Annotated in this window: 19 protein-coding genes; 17 read left to right on the forward strand and 2 right to left on the reverse strand. The window is 41.5% G+C overall.

Annotated features, from left to right (window positions below):
* Positions 1-16: 16 nt before the first annotated feature.
* The gene (locus tag J1N51_RS01115) at positions 17-334 is read right to left on the reverse strand and encodes a putative signal transducing protein (protein WP_208832173.1); all 318 of its coding nucleotides are present in this window, start codon (positions 332-334) and stop codon (positions 17-19) included.
* Positions 335-487: 153 nt separating this feature from the next.
* Between J1N51_RS01115 and J1N51_RS01120 the strand changes: the two genes are divergently transcribed.
* Positions 488-1,354, forward strand: coding sequence for a 6-pyruvoyl trahydropterin synthase family protein (locus J1N51_RS01120; RefSeq protein ID WP_208832174.1), 867 nt, complete (start codon positions 488-490; stop codon positions 1,352-1,354).
* On the forward strand, positions 1,317-2,249 hold the full coding sequence (locus J1N51_RS01125; RefSeq protein WP_208832175.1) for a M23 family metallopeptidase: 933 nt from the start codon (positions 1,317-1,319) through the stop codon (positions 2,247-2,249). Before J1N51_RS01120 ends, J1N51_RS01125 begins: the two co-directional genes overlap by 38 nt.
* 12 nt (positions 2,250-2,261) lie before the next feature.
* On the opposite strand, the gene J1N51_RS01130 is transcribed toward J1N51_RS01125, so the two are convergent.
* A complete protein-coding gene (locus J1N51_RS01130; RefSeq protein ID WP_208832176.1) occupies positions 2,262-4,058 on the reverse strand; it encodes a M61 family metallopeptidase in 1,797 nt (598 codons plus the stop codon).
* Positions 4,059-4,177: 119 nt separating this feature from the next.
* Between J1N51_RS01130 and J1N51_RS01135 the strand changes: the two genes are divergently transcribed.
* The 15 genes from J1N51_RS01135 (at position 4,178) to J1N51_RS01205 (ending at position 21,303) form a co-directional block, all read left to right on the forward strand.
* Complete coding sequence (locus J1N51_RS01135; protein ID WP_208832177.1) at positions 4,178-4,588, forward strand: acyl-CoA thioesterase; 411 nt, start codon at positions 4,178-4,180, stop codon at positions 4,586-4,588.
* 70 nt (positions 4,589-4,658) lie between these two features.
* Positions 4,659-5,132 (forward strand): Mpo1 family 2-hydroxy fatty acid dioxygenase, encoded by a 474-nt coding sequence (locus J1N51_RS01140; RefSeq protein ID WP_208832178.1) that lies wholly within the window; start codon positions 4,659-4,661, stop codon positions 5,130-5,132.
* A 115-nt stretch (positions 5,133-5,247) separates the two neighbouring features.
* Positions 5,248-6,327, forward strand: a complete 1,080-nt coding sequence (locus tag J1N51_RS01145; RefSeq protein ID WP_208832179.1) for a sensor histidine kinase — start codon at positions 5,248-5,250, stop codon at positions 6,325-6,327.
* Positions 6,328-6,339: 12 nt separating this feature from the next.
* Positions 6,340-7,164, forward strand: a complete 825-nt coding sequence (locus tag J1N51_RS01150; protein WP_208832180.1) for a LytR/AlgR family response regulator transcription factor — start codon at positions 6,340-6,342, stop codon at positions 7,162-7,164.
* 146 nt (positions 7,165-7,310) lie between these two features.
* Positions 7,311-7,784 carry a GAF domain-containing protein gene (locus tag J1N51_RS01155; protein WP_208833276.1) on the forward strand — a complete coding sequence of 158 codons (474 nt, stop codon included), beginning with the start codon at positions 7,311-7,313 and terminating at the stop codon, positions 7,782-7,784.
* Between the two features lie 4 nt (positions 7,785-7,788).
* Entirely contained in the window at positions 7,789-8,073 is a 285-nt protein-coding gene (locus J1N51_RS01160) for a VIT1/CCC1 transporter family protein (protein WP_208832181.1), read from the forward strand.
* Positions 8,070-8,693: an RNA chaperone ProQ gene (gene proQ / locus J1N51_RS01165; protein ID WP_208832182.1), complete on the forward strand. Its 624-nt coding sequence runs from the start codon at positions 8,070-8,072 to the stop codon at positions 8,691-8,693. The genes J1N51_RS01160 and proQ overlap by 4 nt, the downstream gene beginning before the upstream one ends.
* An 8-nt stretch (positions 8,694-8,701) precedes the next feature.
* Positions 8,702-10,750 carry a carboxy terminal-processing peptidase gene (prc, locus tag J1N51_RS01170; RefSeq protein ID WP_208832183.1) on the forward strand — a complete coding sequence of 683 codons (2,049 nt, stop codon included), beginning with the start codon at positions 8,702-8,704 and terminating at the stop codon, positions 10,748-10,750.
* A 106-nt stretch (positions 10,751-10,856) separates the two neighbouring features.
* Positions 10,857-12,242, forward strand: a complete 1,386-nt coding sequence (locus J1N51_RS01175) for a sodium-dependent transporter (RefSeq protein WP_208832184.1) — start codon at positions 10,857-10,859, stop codon at positions 12,240-12,242.
* Between the two features lie 26 nt (positions 12,243-12,268).
* On the forward strand, positions 12,269-13,702 hold the full coding sequence (nhaC, locus tag J1N51_RS01180) for a Na+/H+ antiporter NhaC (protein WP_208832185.1): 1,434 nt from the start codon (positions 12,269-12,271) through the stop codon (positions 13,700-13,702).
* A 70-nt stretch (positions 13,703-13,772) separates the two neighbouring features.
* Positions 13,773-16,355, forward strand: a complete 2,583-nt coding sequence (gene pepN, locus J1N51_RS01185) for an aminopeptidase N (RefSeq protein WP_208832186.1) — start codon at positions 13,773-13,775, stop codon at positions 16,353-16,355.
* 12 nt (positions 16,356-16,367) lie between these two features.
* Positions 16,368-16,592, forward strand: coding sequence for a DUF2835 domain-containing protein (locus tag J1N51_RS01190; protein ID WP_208832187.1), 225 nt, complete (start codon positions 16,368-16,370; stop codon positions 16,590-16,592).
* Positions 16,593-16,756: 164 nt separating this feature from the next.
* Positions 16,757-18,832, forward strand: coding sequence for a DUF1302 domain-containing protein (locus J1N51_RS01195; protein WP_208832188.1), 2,076 nt, complete (start codon positions 16,757-16,759; stop codon positions 18,830-18,832).
* 10 nt (positions 18,833-18,842) lie between these two features.
* A complete protein-coding gene (locus J1N51_RS01200) occupies positions 18,843-20,204 on the forward strand; it encodes a DUF1329 domain-containing protein (RefSeq protein ID WP_208832189.1) in 1,362 nt (453 codons plus the stop codon).
* A 79-nt stretch (positions 20,205-20,283) separates the two neighbouring features.
* Positions 20,284-21,303 (forward strand): WD40/YVTN/BNR-like repeat-containing protein, encoded by a 1,020-nt coding sequence (locus tag J1N51_RS01205; RefSeq protein ID WP_208832190.1) that lies wholly within the window; start codon positions 20,284-20,286, stop codon positions 21,301-21,303.
* Position 21,304 lies beyond the last annotated feature (1 nt).

The raw sequence follows: 21,304 nt of genomic DNA on the forward strand, positions 1-21,304 counted from the left end.
TTAGCTCAAACTTTAGCTAACCATTTTGAACTATATGTTCACATTGCCAACAAAATTCAAAGCTGCCGTCATTCGTTTCTCCGCAATGACGGCATAACCACTCGGGCTTGTCAGCTCGCATCGCTTGCTCGGTTTCTCGACAGGTTTGTTGAGCTTGTTCGAGTTGGTCTTCGTTAACGACCCAGAGTTCTGGCCAAGCTTCGGTAAAGGGCAATTCCCCAACCGCACCAAAAATGTACTCGTTTTTAACGAAGTGTTGAATGCCAACTCGATTTAACGCTTCTTTGAACGCCTGTAACTCTAGGTGATTATTACAGGTAAAAATTCGTTTCATGCACTACCTTTATCGTTGAAAAGCTTGTTTTTTAACTATGAAACATTTAGCGATAATATGCCATGAAAGTTCGATAAATAAACAAAAACAGTTGATGCGGATTGGCGCAGAAATCTTTATAATACACGCCGAATTTTTTTGAGAGAGCCTAATATGCAATTGTTTGTTAATGACCTTACCGTAATTGATTTTTCGTACCTGTGCACACAGCGTGGCATGGTAGGGGAAAGTTGGATCGTAGATCTGACACTACACGGTGAGCTAGACGAACAGAATATGGTTCTTGATTTTGGTAAAGTCAAAAAGCAAGTTAAACGCATTATTGATGACACCGTTGATCACAAGTTAGTCGTGCCATCTGAATACAATCAATCTCATGTGACGCACATCGATGGCACTGACTACATCAAGGTCGAATTTGTTGATGAGCAAGGCCGTAAGATACATATTTCAAGTCCTGAAGATGCCTACTGCTTTATCGATGCTACTAAAGTTGAGATGGACAATGTCATTGCTCATTTAGCCTCAGTTATCAAGCCGCAGCTGCCTGAAAATGTAAAAAAGGTCGAGTTGTCTTTGCGAACAGAAGAGATCAATGGCTTTTTCTATCACTACACGCATGGTTTAAAGAAGCACGACGGTAATTGCCAACGTATCGCTCATGGGCACCGCTCAAAGATCCAAGTTTTTGAAAATGGTATGAAGTCGCCACGCATCGAAAAGATGTTAGCAACTCAGTGGCAGGATATTTACATCGCAACGCTAGAAGACCAGGTAGAAGCAACGGATTTGGAGTTTATTGAAAAGACGAATAGCCAAGTTGCGTTTAAGTACGAGTCTTCTCAAGGGCATTTTGAGCTCGCTATGGAAACCTCAGCGGTTTACGTTATGCCGGTGGACACAACTGTAGAATTAATTGCACAATACCTAGCAGACAAACTCAAACAACAAAACCCAGATAATGACTACAAGGTGGTAGCGTATGAAGGTGTTGCAAAAGGTGCAATCGCGTTTTCTTAAAAGTTTTAGTTTTGCGGGTACCGCTAGTGTATCCGCCTCACTCGTTTTGGGGCTAGTTACAGCCCTAAGTCTAAAAAGTGTTTCGGCCTTCGCTGCTGATACAGCTCAGACTCAAACTCAATCCTCACCTGTTATTCATCAATCCTCAGCAATAACGATAAAAGGTCACGCTACTCAAGGCGGAATGATCGTAGGTCATGCTACCAAAGCCATTGAAAAAGTGTCTATCGATGGCGTAAAAGTACCCGTACACCCTAACCAGTTAGTGTTTGTGTTTGGGTTTGGTCGTGATGCCGAAGCAAACTCCGAATTAGTTATTCAATACGCAGATTCAACAGAGCTTCAGTTGCCGATGAATGTTTTACAGCGTGATTATAAGATAGACCGGGTGAATGGCGTAGCGCAAAAGTATGTGTCTCCGCCTGCCTCCGTTACGCAGCGCACTAAGCGCGAAGCCGCTGCAGTTTATGAGGCAAGGCAAAAGATGACATTTAGAACCGACTTTATGACGGCTATTTTAAAACCTGCAGAAGGGCGGATCAGTGGTGTTTATGGTTCGCAACGAGTATTTAATGGCGTACCTAAAAGGCCGCATTTTGGTTTAGACATTGCAGCTCCTACGGGAACAAAAGTAAACGCACCATGGTCTGGTAAAGTGGTGTTTGCTGACCCTGATCTTTATTACTCAGGTGGTACGTTAATTATTGACCACGGCATGGGAATCACTTCGACCTATATTCATTTAAGTAAATTAGATGTCAAAGTAGGAGATGAAATTGAGCAAGGTCAAAAAATTGCAGAAATAGGGGAAACCGGAAGGGTAACCGGACCACATTTAGACTGGCGATTAAATTGGTTTAATCGCCGTCTAGATCCAGGTTTGCTATTGCCTTAACACAATTTTGGGTTACGAATTAAGCCAGGTTTTGGCTTTGTCTTCGTGTTTGAGTCGTAACTGTGCGACGAAGGCAGGGCTTGGTTTTAATTCTAAGTGTGCACACATTAGGCTATCTTTTCTAAAATAATGAATTTGATTTCCGTCTTTTCGCTGCACTTTCTTAAACCAACTTTCGACGTCTGTTGCCGGTAGCTTTATTTGGTTAAAGGCGACCAACTGGTCTCCGACTGCGATGCCCGCGCGCTCTGCAGGACTGTTGTTTAACACCTGTTTAACTGTGTGCAAACCATTTTCCAGCGCTAACGTAGCACCTAGCCAAAATTCAGGTTGTTCAGGGTTGTATTCAGAAGCACCATCTATGAACCATTGATTTGGTTTGGATTGTGGAAAGTAATTTAAGTCGATGCCAACTTCGGCAAGCATGTTTGATAAATCAATTCGAGACGCCCGATATAAAAGCTCTTTAAAAGTCTCAAAGTCGGCTTTACTGAGGTAAGTCTCAAACAGCGATTCAAGTTCTGCTTGAGTAGTACCAATGCCATTCGCGCCCCATTGTTGCCAAGCTTCATTCATCAAATGGGCTAATGTTTTTTGTCCGGCACTGTGTTGTCGAATCGATAAATCTGCAAAACAAGCAATAAGCGCGCCTTTGCTATAATAACTGGTAATTTGGTCAGGTGCCGTATGGTCTTGTTGATAAAATTTAGTCCAACTAAAGTAACTGCTTTCTGTTACAGATTGTCTTGTTTCACCGTTACCTCTGCGAACCCGCGTCAAAGTTTTAGCAAGGGTGTTTAAATAGGTTTGTGGCGAGATAGTATTGGTTGCAACGAGGCTATAATCATCGAAGTAAGAAGTCATGCCTTCATAAAACCACAATTGTTCTGTGTATACTTCGCGATTCAGGTCAAACGGAATAAACTCTTTCGGTTTAAGGCGTTTAACATTCCATGTGTGAAAATATTCGTGGCTACAAAGGCTTAAGAACGTTTCATAACCGTCTGTCATTGGCTGTGAATCTTTAATAATGTCATAGCGGCTGCAAACCAGTGCGGTGCTATTTAAATGTTCTAATCCACCAAAGCCACTGTCGGTGATCATCGTTAAAAACAAATACTGGTCTACATCCGATGGTAAGCCACCAAAAACGTTGGCTTGAAATTCACAAATAGGTTTTAGGTCATTTACGACCCTTGATAAGTCTCCAAAGTGCTGACCTGCAGTGATCATATAGTGAGGTACTTGTTCGACTTCAAATTTAGCAATGTCCAGTTTTCCCATTAAAATTGGGTAGTCAGTAAAGTCGATGTAGCTCGTCGCTTGATAATTACCCCAACTGAAAAGCTCGGTATCTTTGGTTCTGGTTAAGCCAACCGCAGGTACCCAATGTTGGGCAACATAATGGCTTGGTTTGACAATAGTCACTAGGCAAGTCTCGTCTTTGTGAGAGTCGACTTGATAACAACTGCTGGCAGGATTAATAAAACCATATTGCTGATCTAAATATGCCTTTCGCACACTCAAATCAAATGCGTAATAGTGATAACTTACGGTGATGGTTTTGTTGTTGTGTTCTATTGAATAGCTAGACTTAGACGTTGGTGTGCAAAGAAGTGGACCATCTTGGTCTTGCGCAGTGAAATCCAGAACGTGTTTGGCGAAGTCTCGGATCATGTAACTGCCAGGTAACCAGTTTGGCAAAGACAAATTTACGGGCTCTGAAGATTTGGGTTGGAACTCTATTTGGATTCCGAACAAATGTTGAAGTGGATCAACAACGGAAATCGTATATTTGACATCTGACATGAAAACTCACCTATATCGTCTATTTTTAAAACAGTTAGCCAATATAAATGCAGTATTCATATGGGTTACTAACTGAATCGGTTTATACTTAAAAAAACCAATTAATATAGAGTGATCTTATGGAATATTCTGAAAAAGTCCAAGCAAGAATCAATTATGCAACGGCCTACACAACCAAAACCGTGTTTCCAGGTCGTACCAATCATCACAATACCCTTTTTGGTGGTGAAGCTTTGGCTTGGATGGATGAAATTGCATTTGTCAGTGCAACGCGTTTTTGCCGCAAACCATTGGTTACTATTTCTTCCAACCGAGTTGATTTTAAAGAGCCAATTCCAGAAGGGACGATAGTGGAATTGGTCGCTAGTATTGCCAATATTGGTCGTACAAGTATTGTTGTCGAGGTAAATGTCTTTGTCGAGGGTATGTACCAAGATGATAAACACAAAGCCATCAGTGGTTCATTTAAATTTGTTGCGCTAGATGAAGATCGCAAGCCCACTCCTGTTTTAGCGGGCATTGAATTATAAGAATTGAACTCTCACCTCGTTGGTGGTTATATTGGCAACACAATAATAATAACTATCAATGGGGTGAACAATGAAACCACTACAAACTTGGTTGGATGAATATGGCGAAAGCCACCAAAATCACACCAACAAATTGATCCACTATTTATGTGTTCCTGCAATATTCATGACGGTGATTGGGTTATTGTGGTCCATTCCATTTCCTATTGAAACGGGCCTATCCTGGGTAAATTGGTCAACCGCTTTACTCGCGCCAGCATTGTTATTTTATTTTTCCTTATCATTAGTGCTAGGACTGGGAATGTTACTGTTTTCAGCTATCTGTGTTGCCTTTTTAATGTGGTGGCAAGCCAACATGCCTGTGTCAGTTCTATTTATGTCTGTTGCCGTGTTTGTTATCGCTTGGATATTGCAGTTCATAGGTCATAAGATTGAGGGAAAAAAGCCGTCGTTTTTTAAAGATGTTCAGTTTTTATTAATTGGTCCTGCATGGATTTTCTGTCACTTTGTTCCGACAGAAAAAACCAAAAGAGCCGCACATTAGTACAAACAATTTATGCGACAAACGGACCCTAAGTCGGGTTCGTTTAACTTATTTAATCCTTTTATCTCCTTATAATGTCCTGTATTAGGCTGCCGTAATTACGAGGCGAATTCGTTTGAATGTTCAAAAGTTGCTCGACGAGCGAAACCAATTTTTTTGGGTGTTACATATTGGTGGATGGATAGGTTTTGCGTTAGTCCACTACATTGGCTCGTTTGTTAATGACATGCGTGACGCTTATATCTTCATTATCATATCCAATGCATACCTAGGCGCTATGTTGACCTTGCCATTGCGATACCTTTACCGCCGTGTTTGGGATATGTCGCCAATGTGGCTAGTCATTACTATCCTGACAGCGTCCTATTTTGTCGGTACGTTATGGGGTGTCTTACAAAATTACAGTTTTTTTGAGTTTTATCGATTTGGTTATACTCCATCCGATTGGCTTGGGTATTTTCGAAATACACTAGGTAGTTTTTATATTGTCTTGTGTTGGAGTGGTTTGTATTTCGGTATTAAGTATTACCAAATGCTTGAAAAAGAGCGACAAAAAGCTCTTAAAGCCGCTAATATGGCAAACCAAGCACAATTAAAAATGTTGCGTTACCAGCTGAATCCCCATTTTTTGTTTAACACGTTAAATGCAATTTCTACTCTGATAATGTGTGAGGAAAATAAAACAGCGAATGGGATGGTCAGTAAATTAAGTGACTTCTTGCGCTATTCACTGCACACAGATCCAATTAAAAAGGTTGCCTTAAAACAGGAAATTAAAGCGCTATCTCTCTATTTAGAGATAGAGAAGATAAGGTTTGAAGATCGCCTTAGCGTGGAGTGGAATGTCACTGAAGATGCCGAGCAGGCGTTAGTGCCAAGTTTGTTGTTACAACCACTTATCGAAAACTCGATTAAGTATGCTATTGCGACAATGGATGACGGTGGTGTGATTTCGATCAGTGCCAAAACATTTGGTCATGATTTGTTATTAGAAGTAAAAGACAATGGTCCAGGCCTAGAAACAAGTCAAAAGGCAAGTAAAGCGAATAAAGTAAATGGAGTAGGAGTAGGTATCGCAAATACTCGAGAACGACTTCTCACTCTTTATGACGATCACAGTTTTGTGTTGTCGTCTGTCGAACCAACAGGTTTAAAGGTCAACATACGGATTCCGCTGGAATTTGATACGGAGTAGGCGATTCAGAACATGCAAAATACAATTAGAACAATTATTGTCGATGATGAACCATTAGCGCGTAAGGGTTTGTCGATGCGCTTGAATAAGTTTGAGCAGATCGCCGTCGTCGAACAGTGCAAAAATGGCCAACAAGCAATAGAGCAAATTGAAGCGTTGAAGCCAGATTTAGTATTTTTAGATATTCAAATGCCGGGAATGACTGGATTTGAAGTATTAAAAAACCTGCAAGAAGCATCGATTAAAATGCCCAAAATTGTATTTGTAACTGCATATGACCAATATGCGTTGCAAGCGTTTGAAGTACATGCAATTGATTATCTGCTCAAGCCGGTTGATGAAGACCGCCTCAAAGAGTGTATTGAAAAAGTGCTGGCGCAATTTGGTGGCAGTGCCGACAATGACCAACAAATGAAACTGGTCAACATGATGGCAGAAATTACCGGAGCAGACTCTGATTCTATTTTGGATAGCCTGGCCAAAGGCGAGCCCATTTCGGTATCGGACTATCGCGATTATATTTCTGTGAAAGACGTTGGTGAAACTACTCGTATTTCTGTACACGATGTATTGTGGGTTGATGCAGCGGGTGATTACATGTGTGTTCATTGCAAAGATGGCGAAACCCATATATTACGTAAAACGATGAAACAACTCGAAACCGAATTAAACCCGAAATTATTCGTTCGAGTCCACCGTTCCGTTTTGGTTAAGAACGATGCGGTCAAAAAAGTTCTGACCTTGAGTAACGGTGAATATGTGATTCAATTAAACAACGAACACGAGATAAGGGTGAGCCGAAGCTACCGCGAAAAAGTCCGTTCTTTGTTTCTCTGATTAAAATCGAGTTATTTGTGACCGAAAAACACTCAATTAGGGTCTGTCCTGTCGATTAAATGCTGTCTATGGCTTTAAATTTAAGGTCAGAAAGAGTAAGTTAGCAGGCTGAATTTTTAAACCAGTAACTTTCAATGGGTCTAAGCTTGGATAAAAAAGAGTTTTACCGCGAAATCGTCATGCAAGCGTCAGCTTTGTGTGATGGCGAGCCTAATCGAATTGCAAATTTAGCGAATATCAGTGCTATATTATTTGACCGTCTAGAAGACATTAACTGGGCCGGTTTTTATCTTATGGCTGATAATTTAGCCGGAGATGGTAAAGAGTTAGTTCTTGGGCCATTCCAGGGTAAACCCGCTTGCGTAAGAATTCCGGTCGGGCGCGGAGTCTGTGGAACGGCTGTTGCAGAAAATAAAACACAATTGGTTGAAGACGTTCATGCGTTTGAAGGTCACATAGCGTGTGATGCAGCAAGCAACTCAGAAGTAGTAGTGCCGATCGAAGTTAACGGTCAAGTTGTCGCTGTTTTGGATATTGACAGTCCATCACTAGCTAGGTTTGACCAAGAAGACGCTAGCGGCCTTGAGCTGTTGGTGGATATGATCCAAACTAACTGGTAATTCAATGAAAGAGCTGGTTGATGTTCGCGACTTTTTAGTCGGTATCGAAATAGTCGGTGATTGGGATGGCGAGGAAGAAGAGGTCGTTGAGCGAATCAACGAGCTTATTTATATTGCATACGGAATGCTCCCAGATCACGCAGACCAGTTTATGGCTGAGCAATTGTTTGACGAGTTATGGGAAGCCGTTGCCGGTCAAGATTTTATAATCGAAAACGAATTAGATGAACTTGAGAGCTGGGTTACCAGTTTTGTTCGCGAAAAATTAGATGAAATAGAGAACGATTGATGCAATCTCAACAAAAAACAGATTTAAAAGTAGTAATAGAGTTTTTAGCCACTAAGTTTCCTAGTAGCTTCAGCATAAAAGGCGAAGCAAAGCCATTAAAAATTGGTATTTTTGCGGACATTGCAGAACGTATTACTGAAGAAGATCCAGTGTCAAAGACACAAGTTCGTCATGCGTTACGTCGCTACACCAATAGTTGGAGATATCTAGAGGCGGTTAAAAAAGGCGGCATGCGAGTTGACCTTGACGGTAATGATGTCGAAGAATTAACGGCTGAACACGTTGAGCACGCAACGACTCAATTGGCTGAAAGCAAGGCTAAATTTGACGAAAAGCGCAAAGCGAATAGCAAAAAAGACGCACCAAAGCGTCCAGCTAAATCAGTTAAAAACCCTCCAAAGCGAAAAGCAAAACCTGCTCCAACTAAAGCCAAAGAAGAACAGCCAGCAAAAGAACTCGTTTCAAATGAAGACTTTTCTGTGGGCAAATCCGTATTAGTTAAGCTAGGTATGAAACCAATGGCCGCGACGATTGTCGAAACCTCAAAAGATGAAGTTTCTGTTCAATTGTCTTCAGGAATGGTCATGAAGGTAACAAAGGACAGTATTTTTAAAGCATAGGAGCTTATATGCAGACAGTTAAGCACGTATTTACCAGCTCAATCATTGCAACCGCTTTATTCTCGGCTCTTGTTTGGGCTGACAGTAAAGACGCAAATCTCGATGATTTTGTCGTACCGGATTTGGCACAGGAATCCCAACACAAGGTCGCTTCAAAGAGAATTACAGCTTGGTTTTCGCGCTCTCATTATAAAAAAGTGAAGCTGAACGACGATCTGTCTGCAAAAGTTTATGACCGATTTTTAAGAAACTTAGATTACAACAAAAGTTTATTTTTAAAGTCGGATATCGAAAAATTCGACAAATACAAATTCCAGTTTGATGAAGGCATTAGCCTAGGCCAACTGGGCTTTGCATTTGATCTATACGAAGAGTCGCTGACTCGTCGTGTAGAACGTTATCGCCAAGCGATAAAGTGGTTGGAAACGCCTTTTGATTTTACTAAAAAAGAGGTCTTTTATTACGACCGTGAAGACGCTGACTGGGCAAGCAAAACCGAAGAGCTTGATGAATATTGGCGTCAAAAATTAAAGTACGATGCGTTAAATCTAAAGCTAGCAGGCAAAGATGAAGCGGGTATCAAAGAAACGTTAACAAAGCGTTATACCAATACCATAAGACGACTGACTCAAACGCAAAATGAAGATGCCTTTCAGCTGGTGATGAATTCTTTTGCTCGCAGTATTGAAGCACATACTTCTTACCTTTCACCTCGTCGTGCAGATCGATTCAAAGTTGAGATGAATCTTGAACTTGAGGGAATTGGTGCGGTTCTGCAACCAGTAGACGAATTTACCGTAATTAGAAGCTTAGTACCTGGTGGCCCAGCAGATAAAACGAACCAGCTTAAGCCAGAAGATAAAATTATCGGTGTCGCTCAAGGCGAAGATGATTTTGTTGATATCGTTGGCTGGCGTTTAGATGACGTAATCGAATTGATCAAAGGCAAAAAAGGCACAGAAGTTCGACTGCAAGTTGTTCGTGGCGAAAACATTTCTGGAAATTCAAAACAAGTTTCTATTATTCGCGACAAGGTCCGCTTAGAAGACCGTGCAGCTGATTCTCAAGTATTTGAATCTAAAATTGGTGAGTTGAATGCTAAAGTGGGTGTGGTAACCATACCTAGTTTTTACAACAACTTATCAGAAGACGTTAAAAAACAAGTCAAAAAGCTAAAAGATCAAAACATTGAAGGCCTCATTATCGACCTTCGCGGCAACGGCGGTGGCTCATTGTCTGAAGCTTCGTTATTAACCGGCTTATTTATCGATAAAGGCCCTGTTGTCCAAATTCGAAATAGCGTTGGTAATATTAGCCAACGTGGTGATTATGACGGCAAGACTTATTATGACGGCCCGTTAACAGTGTTAGTCGACCGATATAGTGCGTCAGCGTCTGAGATTTTCGCTGCGGCGTTACAAGACTACGGAAGAGCACTAGTAGTGGGTGAGCAAACCTTTGGCAAGGGTACAGTGCAAGAGCACCGTGGCATAGGCCGTGCCTTTGATAGTTTCGATAACAAGCTAGGTTCAATTCAATTTACAGTTGCCAAGTTTTATCGTATTGATGGCGGAAGTACACAAAACAAAGGCGTCGTTCCAGACATTTTATTCCCTTCTGCAATCGATGCGTCTGAATGGGGTGAAAGCCAGGAAGAAAACGCATTGCCTTGGGATAATATTCGTCCAGCACGCTATAAGCCATTGGCGACAATTTCTAGTCAGATTAAACGACTTGATGAGCGTCATAAGGCTCGAATTAGTAAAGAGCCAGAGTTTAATTACTTAAATGACGATATCGTCGAGTACAAAGAGCAAAAAGATCAGAACTTTGTTTCTTTAAATGAAGCTGAGCGCATAGCTGAACGCGATGAAGGCAAAGCGAAGCGACTAAAACGAGTTAATGAACGTTTAGCTCGGTTAGGACTTGAGCCAGTTTCGTCATTAGAAGATGATTTGCCAGAAGTATTAGAAGAACTAGATCCGTTTTTAGAAGAAACTGCCCGAATTGTGGCTGATTTGATTGAAACGGGTCAATTTGCGTTAGTTTCAAAATAGCTTACGCAACACAAGTAGTAAGAGAGTGCGCTGAAAGCAGCCCTAGGCTGCTTTTTTGCTAAATATAAAAATAATAAAATAATAACAACAATGTATAGGGGGACGCATGACAACCAGCGTTGATCATGGTCAATGGTCAAGTAGACTCGCGTTTATTTTGGCGGCGACTGGCTCTGCAGTAGGGCTGGGTAATATTTGGAAATTTCCATACATCATGGGCGAAAACGGCGGTGGCGCTTTTGTTATCGTTTACCTCCTTTGTATCTTATCAATCGGTATTCCAGTCATGATGGCTGAGGTTTTGATTGGCCGTCGCGGTCGACAAAGCCCTGGAAACTCAGTGCGTACACTCGCATTGGAAGCTTGTGCAAATACCAAGTGGAGTGTCGTAGGCTGGGTAGGAATTTTAGCTGGTTTTCTAATCCTTTCTTTTTATGCAGTAATTGCAGGTTGGGCGGTTTCTTATATTTTCGAAGCTGGTTCTGGTAGCTTTGTTGGTGCATCTCCTGAAAAAATCCAAGGTATTTTCAACGATTTACTTGCTAGTCCTGGAAAATTAGTTGCTTGGACGACAGTAGTCTTGGGTATCACCGGCATTATCGTGGGCAAGGGTTTAAAAGATGGCTTAGAAAAAGCCGTGACCTACTTGATGCCTTCGATGTTTGTGTTGTTGTTAATCATTGCCGGTTATGCCGCAATTAACGGTGACTTTGGTGCAACGATTCAATTTATGTTCTACCCAGACTTTTCAAAACTAACTTATTCAGGTGTTTTGATTGCGTTAGGGCATGCATTTTTTACATTGAGCTTAGCGTCAGGCGCAATGATGATTTATGGTGCTTACCTTCCACAGAAAACCAGTATTTCTCAGAGTGTAATGGCAATTGCCATCGCTGATACAGTCATTGCATTGATTGCAGGTATAGCCATTTATCCTATTGTGTTTGGTAATGGCTTAGAAGCGACGGCGGGGCCAGGTTTGGTGTTCGTAAGTTTGCCTATTGCCTTTGGCCAAATGTGGGGTGGTACGATATTTGGTACTATTTTCTTCGTAATGTTGGGCTTTGCTGCGTTTACCTCTGCCATAGCTATGGTTGAGTCGGCAGTCGCTTGGTTAGTCGAAAGGTTAGCATTAGAACGTGGTAAAGCGGCTTTAATTGCAGTGTTGAGTCTTTGGTTAGTCAGTATGCTGACGGTATTCTCATTTACCGGAGCAGAGTGGGCAAAACTCGATTTTGTGTTTGTTGGTAAACACGTCAACAACTACTTTGAGCTAATCGATCACCTGACTGCAGATGTGTTGTTACCTCTAGGCGGTTTGGCGACAGCAATTTTTGTTGCCTGGGTAATGAAACGAGATGTGGTACAAGAAGAACTAAATTTATCTGACGGTAAGTTTGGTATTTGGTACGTGACACTTCGCTGGTTTACACCAATCGCTATTTTATTCGTATTTCTTAACTTGATAGGTATCGTTAGCTTTGGCGGCTAACGATTACTTTTTTTGAGGGTCTTCAGTTGAAAACTACACAACAACCATCTTTCTTGGACGCCTTGATTCCGCTTATATTCTTGGTATTACTGTTGGCTGCTTCGGTAGCCTTGTACGGCGGAGATAGCTCATATGGTCCAAACCAAATCGTTTTATTATTAGCAACGGGTGTTGCATGTTTAATAGGTCTTAAAAACGGCTACAAATGGCAACAATTAGAAGATGCTATGGTCCATGGTATTTCGGTTTCAATGGGCGCCATCTTTATTTTATTAGCGGTAGGTTCGTTGATTGGTACATGGCTACTTGCGGGTACGGTGCCAACACTTATTTATTATGGTTTACAAATATTAAGTCCTGACTGGTTCTATGCCGCTGCGTGTTTATTAAGCGCAATTGTTGCTATGAGTATTGGTTCATCTTGGACGACTGCCGCGACGGTAGGTGTCGCGTTAATGGGCATTGCAACTGGTATTGGTATGTCGCCAGCCATTGCAGCAGGCGCAGTGGTGTCAGGGGCTTACTTTGGTGACAAAATCAGTCCTCTATCAGAAACTACAAACTTAGCCCCAGCCGTTTCGGGAAGTGATTTGTTTGATCATATTCGTCACATGTTGTGGACGACGGTTCCGGCTTTTGTAATTGCACTTGTTTTGTTTACCATAATGGGCTTTACAGAAGACAGTAGTGCACAAGAGGTGAGCATTGGCTCGGTACAAGAGACAATATTAGCGACATACAATATTTCCCTGATTCATTTGTTACCTCTGGTTGTTTTAGTTGTAATGGCAATCAAAAAAGTACCAGCATTCCCTGCCATTTTTATCGGTGCAATCATTGGTGCCGTATGGGGCATGGTGTTCCAGCCTGAGTTATTGGCTCGTGTTGCCGGTGGTAGTTCTTTTGTTGAAGTAATCTCAGTTGTTTGGCAAGCCATGTTTGATGGCTTTAGCGTAACCACTGGCGATGAAAATATGGATAAACTACTGAGTGGTGGTGGTATGTCTAGCATGCTTAATACTACTTGGTTAATCATGACCGCTTTAATGTTTGGTGCGGTAATGGAAAAGCTAGGCTTATTAGCTGTGTTTGTAAAAAGCATATTATCAGCTGCGAAATCGTCAGGGTCGCTCGTTACAGCGACGATAGGAACTGCATTTGGTATTAATGTTGTAACAGCTGACCAATATATGTCATTGGTGATGACTGGACGCATGTATCGCGAAGAGTACGAACGCAGAGGGTTAGATAACGTTAATCTTTCTCGTGCATTGGAAGATGGCGGTACAATAACAAGTCCACTGATCCCTTGGAACACATGTGGTGCATATATGGCTGGGGTATTGTTGATTAGCCCGTTAGAGTTTTGGCCGTATGCATTTTTTAACCTAATAAATATTGTGTTAGCGATTTTATTTGCCTACCTTGGTATTAAGGTACTTAAAAAGCAGCCAGCATAATTAACTGTCTAAACGAGCAACGGACTATGAGAATAGTCCGTTTTTATTTGTTATCTGTGAAGGTTTATCTATGACAGACTCAGTTTCCACTACAGCAAATCAAGCAAAATATCGAGCTGATTATACGCCTCCGGCTTTTTTGATCCCCACGACAAATTTAGAAGTCAAATTAGACCCAGAGCAAACCCAAGTAAAAGCCTCACTAGTCGTTGAAAAAAACGGTGTCCATAACAACTCACTCGAACTAGATGCAGAGGTCGAGAAGGTTGTACAAATCGAAATCGATGGCGAGGGCCTCAGCCCTGATGAGTTTGTTTATGAAAATGGTAAACTTACGATCAACAGAGCGTTCGAAAAAGCACAGGTCGTTATAGTTTCAGAAATCAATCCCAAAGCGAACACAGCTTTAGAGGGGCTTTATTTGTCTGCTGGTGCATATTGCACCCAATGTGAAGCGGAAGGGTTTAGACGAATTTCACCGTTTTTAGACCGTCCTGATGTTCTTTCAATTTATACAGTAACCATAATTGCAGATGAGGAGCAGTATCCTCATATTTTAGCGAACGGTAATTTAATCGCTAAACAAAAAGATCATAAAACGGGTTTAACTTCTGTTACATGGAATGATCCATTTCCGAAACCAAGTTATTTGTTTGCTATGGTAGCCGGGAATTTTGATCTGTTAAAAGATACCTATACGACGATAAGTGGTCGTGAAGTATCGTTAGAAATATACGTAGATAAGGGTAACCTGCATTTGTCCGATCATGCGATGGAATCACTGAAAAAGTCCATGCAGTGGGATGAGGCGAAGTATGGTTTAGAATACGACTTAGATACTTATATGATTGTTGCAGTTGACTTTTTCAACATGGGCGCAATGGAAAATAAAGGACTGAATATTTTCAATAGTAAGTATGTTTTAGCGGATGAAAAAACCGCAACGGATACTGATTACCATGGTGTTGAGTCGGTAATAGCTCACGAGTATTTTCACAATTGGACGGGTAATCGAGTTACCTGTCGCGATTGGTTTCAATTGAGTTTGAAAGAAGGTTTAACCGTCTTTCGAGACCAACAGTTCAGTGCCGACATGGGTAACCCCGTCCTAGAGCGGATCAGCCATGCTCGAGTGATGAGGACCATGCAGTTTGCTGAAGATGCTGGCCCTATGTCGCATCCGATAAGACCCGATAAAGTTATCGAAATGAATAACTTTTACACTGTAACTGTTTATGACAAAGGGGCTGAAGTCATTCGTATGATGCACAGTCTTCTCGGAGAGTCAGGGTTCCGCAAAGGGATGGATTTGTATTTTAAGCGACATGATGGTCAAGCAGTGACATGCGATGATTTTGTGTCTGCCATGGCTGATGCTAACAATAAAGATTTAAGTAAATTCTCTCGTTGGTATAGCCAATCAGGTACGCCAGAGTTAACCATACAAGAGACCAAAACAGGATCTGTTTATACTGTCGAATTTAGTCAGCGTATTTATGGGAGAGATGACGCGTATAAAGCATTAACGATTCCTGTCAAATATGAAGTCCTAAATAAACACACAGGTCAGCAAGTGGAACGAGGCGTATTTGTGCTAGAAGAGCACAAAGGTAAATTAGAAATCAAAACTGACCAAGACGTCGTGACTGTACTCTTTGAAGACTTTTCTTCACCAGTAAAAGTAAAACGTTCGTTACCTTTAAGTGATATTAAACTAATCATCAATAATGCCAGTGATGCGTTTTGTCGATGGGATATGTTACAAACGTTGTGGCAAATGGTCGCTAAAGAGGGTAAAGCAGATGGTGAAGCTGGCCGTACGTTGGTCAACTGTTTAATTGATATTGTCTTAAAACAAGAGTTAGATCCAGCCATTCGCGCTGAGCTACTGACTATTCCTTCATTCCAAAGTCTTGCTGAAGCTTTTGATGAAATTAACGTAGACGCTATCTTAAAGACAAGAACATTAATTCCAAGTCTAGTAACAGAACAGACTCAACAGGCAATTAGAAATGAACTTGCTGAAATGGGGCCTGTAAATAATGATTACAACAAAGAAAATGTTGCCCAACGTTCGTTGAAAGCAAGCTTATTAAACCTCCTATCTTTTAGCGATGGTGAAGAAGTTAAGAGTATTTTGAGAAGTGTGTATGACAATGCTCCGAATATGACAGAGCGAGTAAGCGCACTAAACGCGTCATTAAATTTAGGTGACGCTTTGGTTCAAGATTTATTGAACCAAATGCACAAGAGCTTTAGCCAACAGCCATTAGTGTTTGATAAAATTTGTCAAATAGCTGCATCGTACAATGGTGACGAGGTTTATCAAATGATGGAGTATTGGGCGTCTCAAGAAGAATTTGATCCATCTAATCCTAATCGAATCCGATCTTTGTACGGTGCATTTGTGATGAGAAATCCAGCACAGTTCCACGCATTGTCGGGTAAGGGATATTTGTTTTTAGAGAGACTATTAACCGATGTAGACGCCAAAAATCCACAATTAGCGGCCCGTCTAATCGATCCTTTACTGAGTTATCAACGATATGATGAGCAAAGGGTAGCGCTTATGAAAGGCGTGTTGCTGAGACTTTCAAGTACGGAGCTATCAAAAGATTTATACGAAAAAGTGCATTCTGCACTGGCAAATTAATGGAATAAGGTCGTGGGCTACAAAGTATTTCGTTTTGCGATCAATTTGTCTGCGCGTGAGTGCCAAGAGTATTATCAAGGTCATTATACTTCGTTAAAAGTAATGTCAGATGTTGGAAAAACAGTAATGTTTCCAGCAAGGCATATAAGGCCGTTTATGACAAACTCGGGCGTTCGTGGAATTTTTAAGCTGTATCTTGATGAGCAGAACAAATTTATAAAATTAGAAAAACAGTAATAAAAAAGTAATGGAAGTAACAATTTTAGTTGAGAGTAATTGCACTTAGGTCTTGCGTGCCATTATAAATGGTGTAATTATTAGATTAATTCTGCTCATCCGATGAGCTTAATTTCCTCAAATAAAATAAAAAAATTAAACCTAAGGGGACAGGGGAGAAACATATGAGTAAAGGGGAACGTAAAATTGCGCTCAAGCCTTTAGCACTTAGTGTGGCTAGTGCTTTATTGGCAATGGGAGCAGTCGGGGCGAATGCCGCTAGCTTTAAAGTAGGGAATTTTGATGTCACATTCGACTCGACGTTTTCTGCAGGTGCAGCGTACCGTATTGAAGACCGCGATTTTAATAAACACATTGGTAAGTCAAATAACCAATTATTTGACTGGGCTGGTTACAAAGGTTATGCACCTTTATATGCAAATACCGATGTTTGGGCGCAACAGGGTTCATACTCAACAAACGGTGATTTAAGTAACCTGAACTACGATTCAGGTGAAGCTTTTTCTGAAGTTTTAAAAGGCTTTCATGAATTAAATGTTCGCGGTGACAACTACGGTGCCGTAGTTAGCTTCATGTACTACAAAGATTTTGCTGCTGAAGGTATCGGTCACAAAAACCCGGTAACAGGCAAATCTTACGATGTTTGTCGTGATGAAGAAGCCAAAGAATTAGTTTGTGAAGACTTTCGTGTTTTAGACGCATATTTATATGCTGACTTCGATTTTAACGACGGTGCAAACCCAGTATCTATTCGTGTTGGTGAGCAAGTTTTATCTTGGGGTGAGAGTACACTAATTCCTCACGGTATCAACGTAAGCCCTGTTGATATTGCGCGTTTACGTGCACCTGGCGCAGACTTAAAAGAAGCGTTTATTCCGGTTGGTATGGTATGGGCGAACGTGGGTCTAAGTGAAGCATTCTCATTAGAAGCGTTTTATCAATACGAATGGCAAGAAACGTATCTTCCGGCTCCAGGGTCTTACTTTTCAAGTAATGACTTCGCTGGTGAAGGTGGTCAACACAACAACATCCAACTTAACTTTGCATCAAACCCAGATTTAGATCGCGATGGTTTGATGGCAGGCCTAAATGAAATCGGCACAATGCTTGGCGGCGGAATGGTCGACCAAACTACAGCTGCCAACATGTATCTAAGTTACGCAACTAAGTTTGCGATTCGCAATAATGAAGGCGATCAGTTTGCAAGTGACAGCGGCCAGTACGGTTTAAAACTAGGTTGGTTTGCGGAAGATCTTAACTACACTGAGTTTGGTTTTTACTACATCAACTATCACAGCCGTCGTCCGTTGATTTCTGGTGTTGCGTCAGACTTCAGTCAAGCAGCAATTGGTGCGGACTTACAAAACATCGCGTTGTCACAAGCAAACGGTGGTTTGTCGGTTGAACAGTTCAATAACTTAAATGCATTTACTAAAGGTATCATCGTATTCCCTGAAGACATCAAGCTATACGGCTTCAGCTTCAATACGACAATTGGTACTACCGCGGTTTCTGGTGAGATCTCTTACCGTCAAGACGAACCGTTCCAAATCGATGACGCTGAGTTATTGTTTGCTGCAATGCCACAACAGTTAGCTAATGCTGGTATTCGTGGCGAATTAGACGGCTTATCTCAATACGGCCGTACTCAAGTAGAAGGTTGTGATATTCAATCTCCTGAGTTAGGTCAAACTGCAGATGGTTTCTGTCGTTTTGATACATTACAAGCACAGGCAACGGCTATTCACTCGTTCGGTCCAAGTTTTGGTATGGATAACTTCAATGCTGTATTTGAAGTAGGTTACATCCAAGTTAAAGACTTGCCAGACCCAGAAGTACTAGCATTCAATGCGCCAGGTACAGCACGTAGTATCCAAGGTTACGACGACGTTGCGGCAGGTGTATTAAACGGAGTTCAAAACGGTGTTGCTGATCAAGTATTCCCAACTGAAGATGCGTGGGGCTACCGCTTGATTTTAGCCGGTGAAATTAACCGTGTAATGGGTTCATTTAACGTTAAACCACGTTTTACGTTCTCTCACGATGTTGATGGTGTTACACCTGACCCATTGTATTTGTTCATTGAAGACAAAAAGTCAGCTAGCTTAGCGGTAGAAGTAGATTATCAAAGCAGCTTCTCTTTTGGTTTCTCGTATAACACTTTCTATGGCGGTGTAAACAATTCAAACACCCAAGAAGATCGTGATTATGTGTCTTTCAATGTTAAGTATTCGCTGTAAGGATAAAAAGATGAAAAAGATTACTCTATTATCTTCAGTTGTTGCATTGGCGTTTGCCTCTGCAGCAGCTAATGCCAAAGTTGCGCCGGCGGAAGCGGCGAAACTAGGTAAAGAGCTAACGCCATACGGTGCCGTTATGGGTGCCAATGCAGATGGTTCTATTCCGGCTTGGAAGGGCGGTATTACTGCACCTCCAGCTGGCTACACAATTGGTATGCACCACCCGGACCCGTTTTCTGGTGACAAGGTGTTATTCACAATTACTAACGCAAACAAAGCGCAATATGCAGAGCATTTAACGCCTGGTTTGATTAAAATGTTCGAAACGTACCCTGATACATACAAAATGAACGTTTACCAAACTCGTCGTACAGCCTCGTTCCCTCAACACGTTTACGATGCAACTATTGCAAATGCATCACGTGCAGAGTTAGTGGAAGGTGGTAACGGCATTACTGGTGCTGCTATTGGTGTTCCTTTCCCTATTCCACAAAACGGTTTAGAAGCTATCTGGAACCACATTCTTCGCTATCGCGGTGAGCAAACTACTCGTAACGGTGGTCAAGCTGTTCCTACTGCTGACGGTGACTTTACCTATATCGGTTTTGATGAAGCGATTGCAATTGAATACTCTAAAAAAGGTGCGACACCTGAAGAGCTTGAAGAGAGCAACATTTTATTCCGCTTTAAGCAAAACGTAACTGAACCAGCTCGTCTGGCTGGTACAGCGTTATTAGTTCACGAAACAATGGACCAGGTTAAAAAGCCTCGTCAAGCTTGGACATATAACTCAGGTCAACGTCGTGTTCGTCGTGCACCAAACGTAGCATATGACGCACCGGGAACAGCATCTGATGGTCTGCGTACTACCGATGATTTCGATATGTACAACGGCGCTCCAGATCGTTACAACTGGGAGCTTAAAGGGAAAAAAGAAGTTTATATTCCTTACAACAGCTACAAGTTACACAGTGATTCATTAAAGTATACTGACATCATCAAGCCTGGTCACATTAACAGCGACTTAGTACGTTGGGAAAAACACCGTGTTTGGGTTGTAGAAGCAACATTAAAAGATGGCATCAGCCATGTTTACAAAAAGCGTACCTTCTACATTGATGAAGACAGCTGGCAAATCCATATCGCTGATCTGTATGACAACCGTGATGAACTTTATCGCGTTGGTGTAGCATACGGTATCAACTATTATGAAGTTCCGACACACTGGAGTACATTAGATGCATATTATGATCTAAACTCAAGACGCTATATCGCGATTGGTTTAGACAATGAGCAAGAAATGTATGATTTCCAAACTGAACAAAATGCTAGCGATTTCACACCTGCGGCACTGCGTCGCGCAAATCGCTAAACACTGTAAAAACGGTTGGCTCTGCCAACCGTTTTCTCACTCCTCTATTCAACCTCTAAACAAAGTTACATTGAGTTACATGACAAACCTTTTGCACTTTCCGACGTTATTATTAAGCTCTATTTTGAGCCTATCCGTTGTAGCAGAGACAGGTCCTCAACCGATACCAGCTATCCAAAGTGACCTAGCTAAACAGCGCCTTTTAACCGATATCACTCTAATTAATGACAAGGTTGTCACCGTGGGCGAACGCGGTCATATTTTGATCTCTTCTGACGGTGAAACATGGCAGCAGGCAAACGTTCCAGTAAGTGTATTATTGACTTCAGTTGCATTTGTATCTGAAACGACAGGGTATGCCGTTGGCCATGATGCTGTTATTTTAAAAACCACCGATGGTGGTCAAAATTGGACATTAGTAAATTATCAGCCTGAATTAGACCGACCATTGTTGTCTGTGTCTGGGGCGGCTGACCAAATTGTTGCAGTCGGTGCTTATGGACTGTATTACGAAAGTAGAGACGGCGGTGAAACTTGGACAAGTCTCTTCCAAGATGAGTTATTAAGAGAAGACGACCGACTGTATTTACAAGACATTAAAGAATTTGAACCAGAAAATTACGAGCGCGAGCGCCAATACTTACTGCCACATTTTAATGATTTATTAATTAAAGGTGACACTTGGTATATGGCAGGAGAGGCTGGCTTTTTGGCAAAAAGCAGCAATCAAGGTAAAGATTGGCAGCGTCTCGAAATTGATTATTACGGCTCTTTTTTCGCAGTAGAAAAAGCAAAAAGCGATGAGCAACAATTGATAGTTGCAGGCCTTCGAGGCAACTTGTTTGTCGAACAAGGCGAAGATTGGTCTGGTGAAATATTGCCTGGTAAAGCGACATTGAATGATGTGTTGCTGAATAACGAACAGATGTTTTTGTTTGGCAATTCGGGCAATCTTTATATGGGTAAGGTAAACCAAGCGTTAAAACACCATATTTTTGATGATGGTAAAGCGGTTATGTCTGGTGTTGTTTTAAAAGATAAATTAGTTTTAGCGACAGAAGCTGGCGTTAAAACGATGTTAATTTCTGAAATAAAGTAAA

Source organism: Psychrosphaera ytuae (assembly GCF_017638545.1).
GTDB classification, from domain to species: Bacteria; Pseudomonadota; Gammaproteobacteria; order Enterobacterales; family Alteromonadaceae; genus Psychrosphaera; species Psychrosphaera ytuae.

Excerpts from the sequence above, each read along its gene's own strand:
- J1N51_RS01115 (WP_208832173.1), bottom strand. The coding sequence starts at position 334 with ATGAAACGAATTTTTACCTGTAATAATCACCTAGAGTTACAGGCGTTC.
- J1N51_RS01120 (WP_208832174.1), top strand. The coding sequence starts at position 488 with ATGCAATTGTTTGTTAATGACCTTACCGTAATTGATTTTTCGTACCTG.
- J1N51_RS01125 (WP_208832175.1), top strand. The coding sequence starts at position 1,317 with ATGAAGGTGTTGCAAAAGGTGCAATCGCGTTTTCTTAAAAGTTTTAGT.
- J1N51_RS01130 (WP_208832176.1), bottom strand. The coding sequence starts at position 4,058 with ATGTCAGATGTCAAATATACGATTTCCGTTGTTGATCCACTTCAACAT.
- J1N51_RS01135 (WP_208832177.1), top strand. The coding sequence starts at position 4,178 with ATGGAATATTCTGAAAAAGTCCAAGCAAGAATCAATTATGCAACGGCC.
- J1N51_RS01140 (WP_208832178.1), top strand. The coding sequence starts at position 4,659 with ATGAAACCACTACAAACTTGGTTGGATGAATATGGCGAAAGCCACCAA.
- J1N51_RS01150 (WP_208832180.1), top strand. The coding sequence starts at position 6,340 with ATGCAAAATACAATTAGAACAATTATTGTCGATGATGAACCATTAGCG.
- J1N51_RS01160 (WP_208832181.1), top strand. The coding sequence starts at position 7,789 with ATGAAAGAGCTGGTTGATGTTCGCGACTTTTTAGTCGGTATCGAAATA.
- prc (WP_208832183.1), top strand. The coding sequence starts at position 8,702 with ATGCAGACAGTTAAGCACGTATTTACCAGCTCAATCATTGCAACCGCT.
- J1N51_RS01175 (WP_208832184.1), top strand. The coding sequence starts at position 10,857 with ATGACAACCAGCGTTGATCATGGTCAATGGTCAAGTAGACTCGCGTTT.
- pepN (WP_208832186.1), top strand. The coding sequence starts at position 13,773 with ATGACAGACTCAGTTTCCACTACAGCAAATCAAGCAAAATATCGAGCT.
- J1N51_RS01195 (WP_208832188.1), top strand. The coding sequence starts at position 16,757 with ATGAGTAAAGGGGAACGTAAAATTGCGCTCAAGCCTTTAGCACTTAGT.
- J1N51_RS01200 (WP_208832189.1), top strand. The coding sequence starts at position 18,843 with ATGAAAAAGATTACTCTATTATCTTCAGTTGTTGCATTGGCGTTTGCC.
- J1N51_RS01205 (WP_208832190.1), top strand. The coding sequence starts at position 20,284 with ATGACAAACCTTTTGCACTTTCCGACGTTATTATTAAGCTCTATTTTG.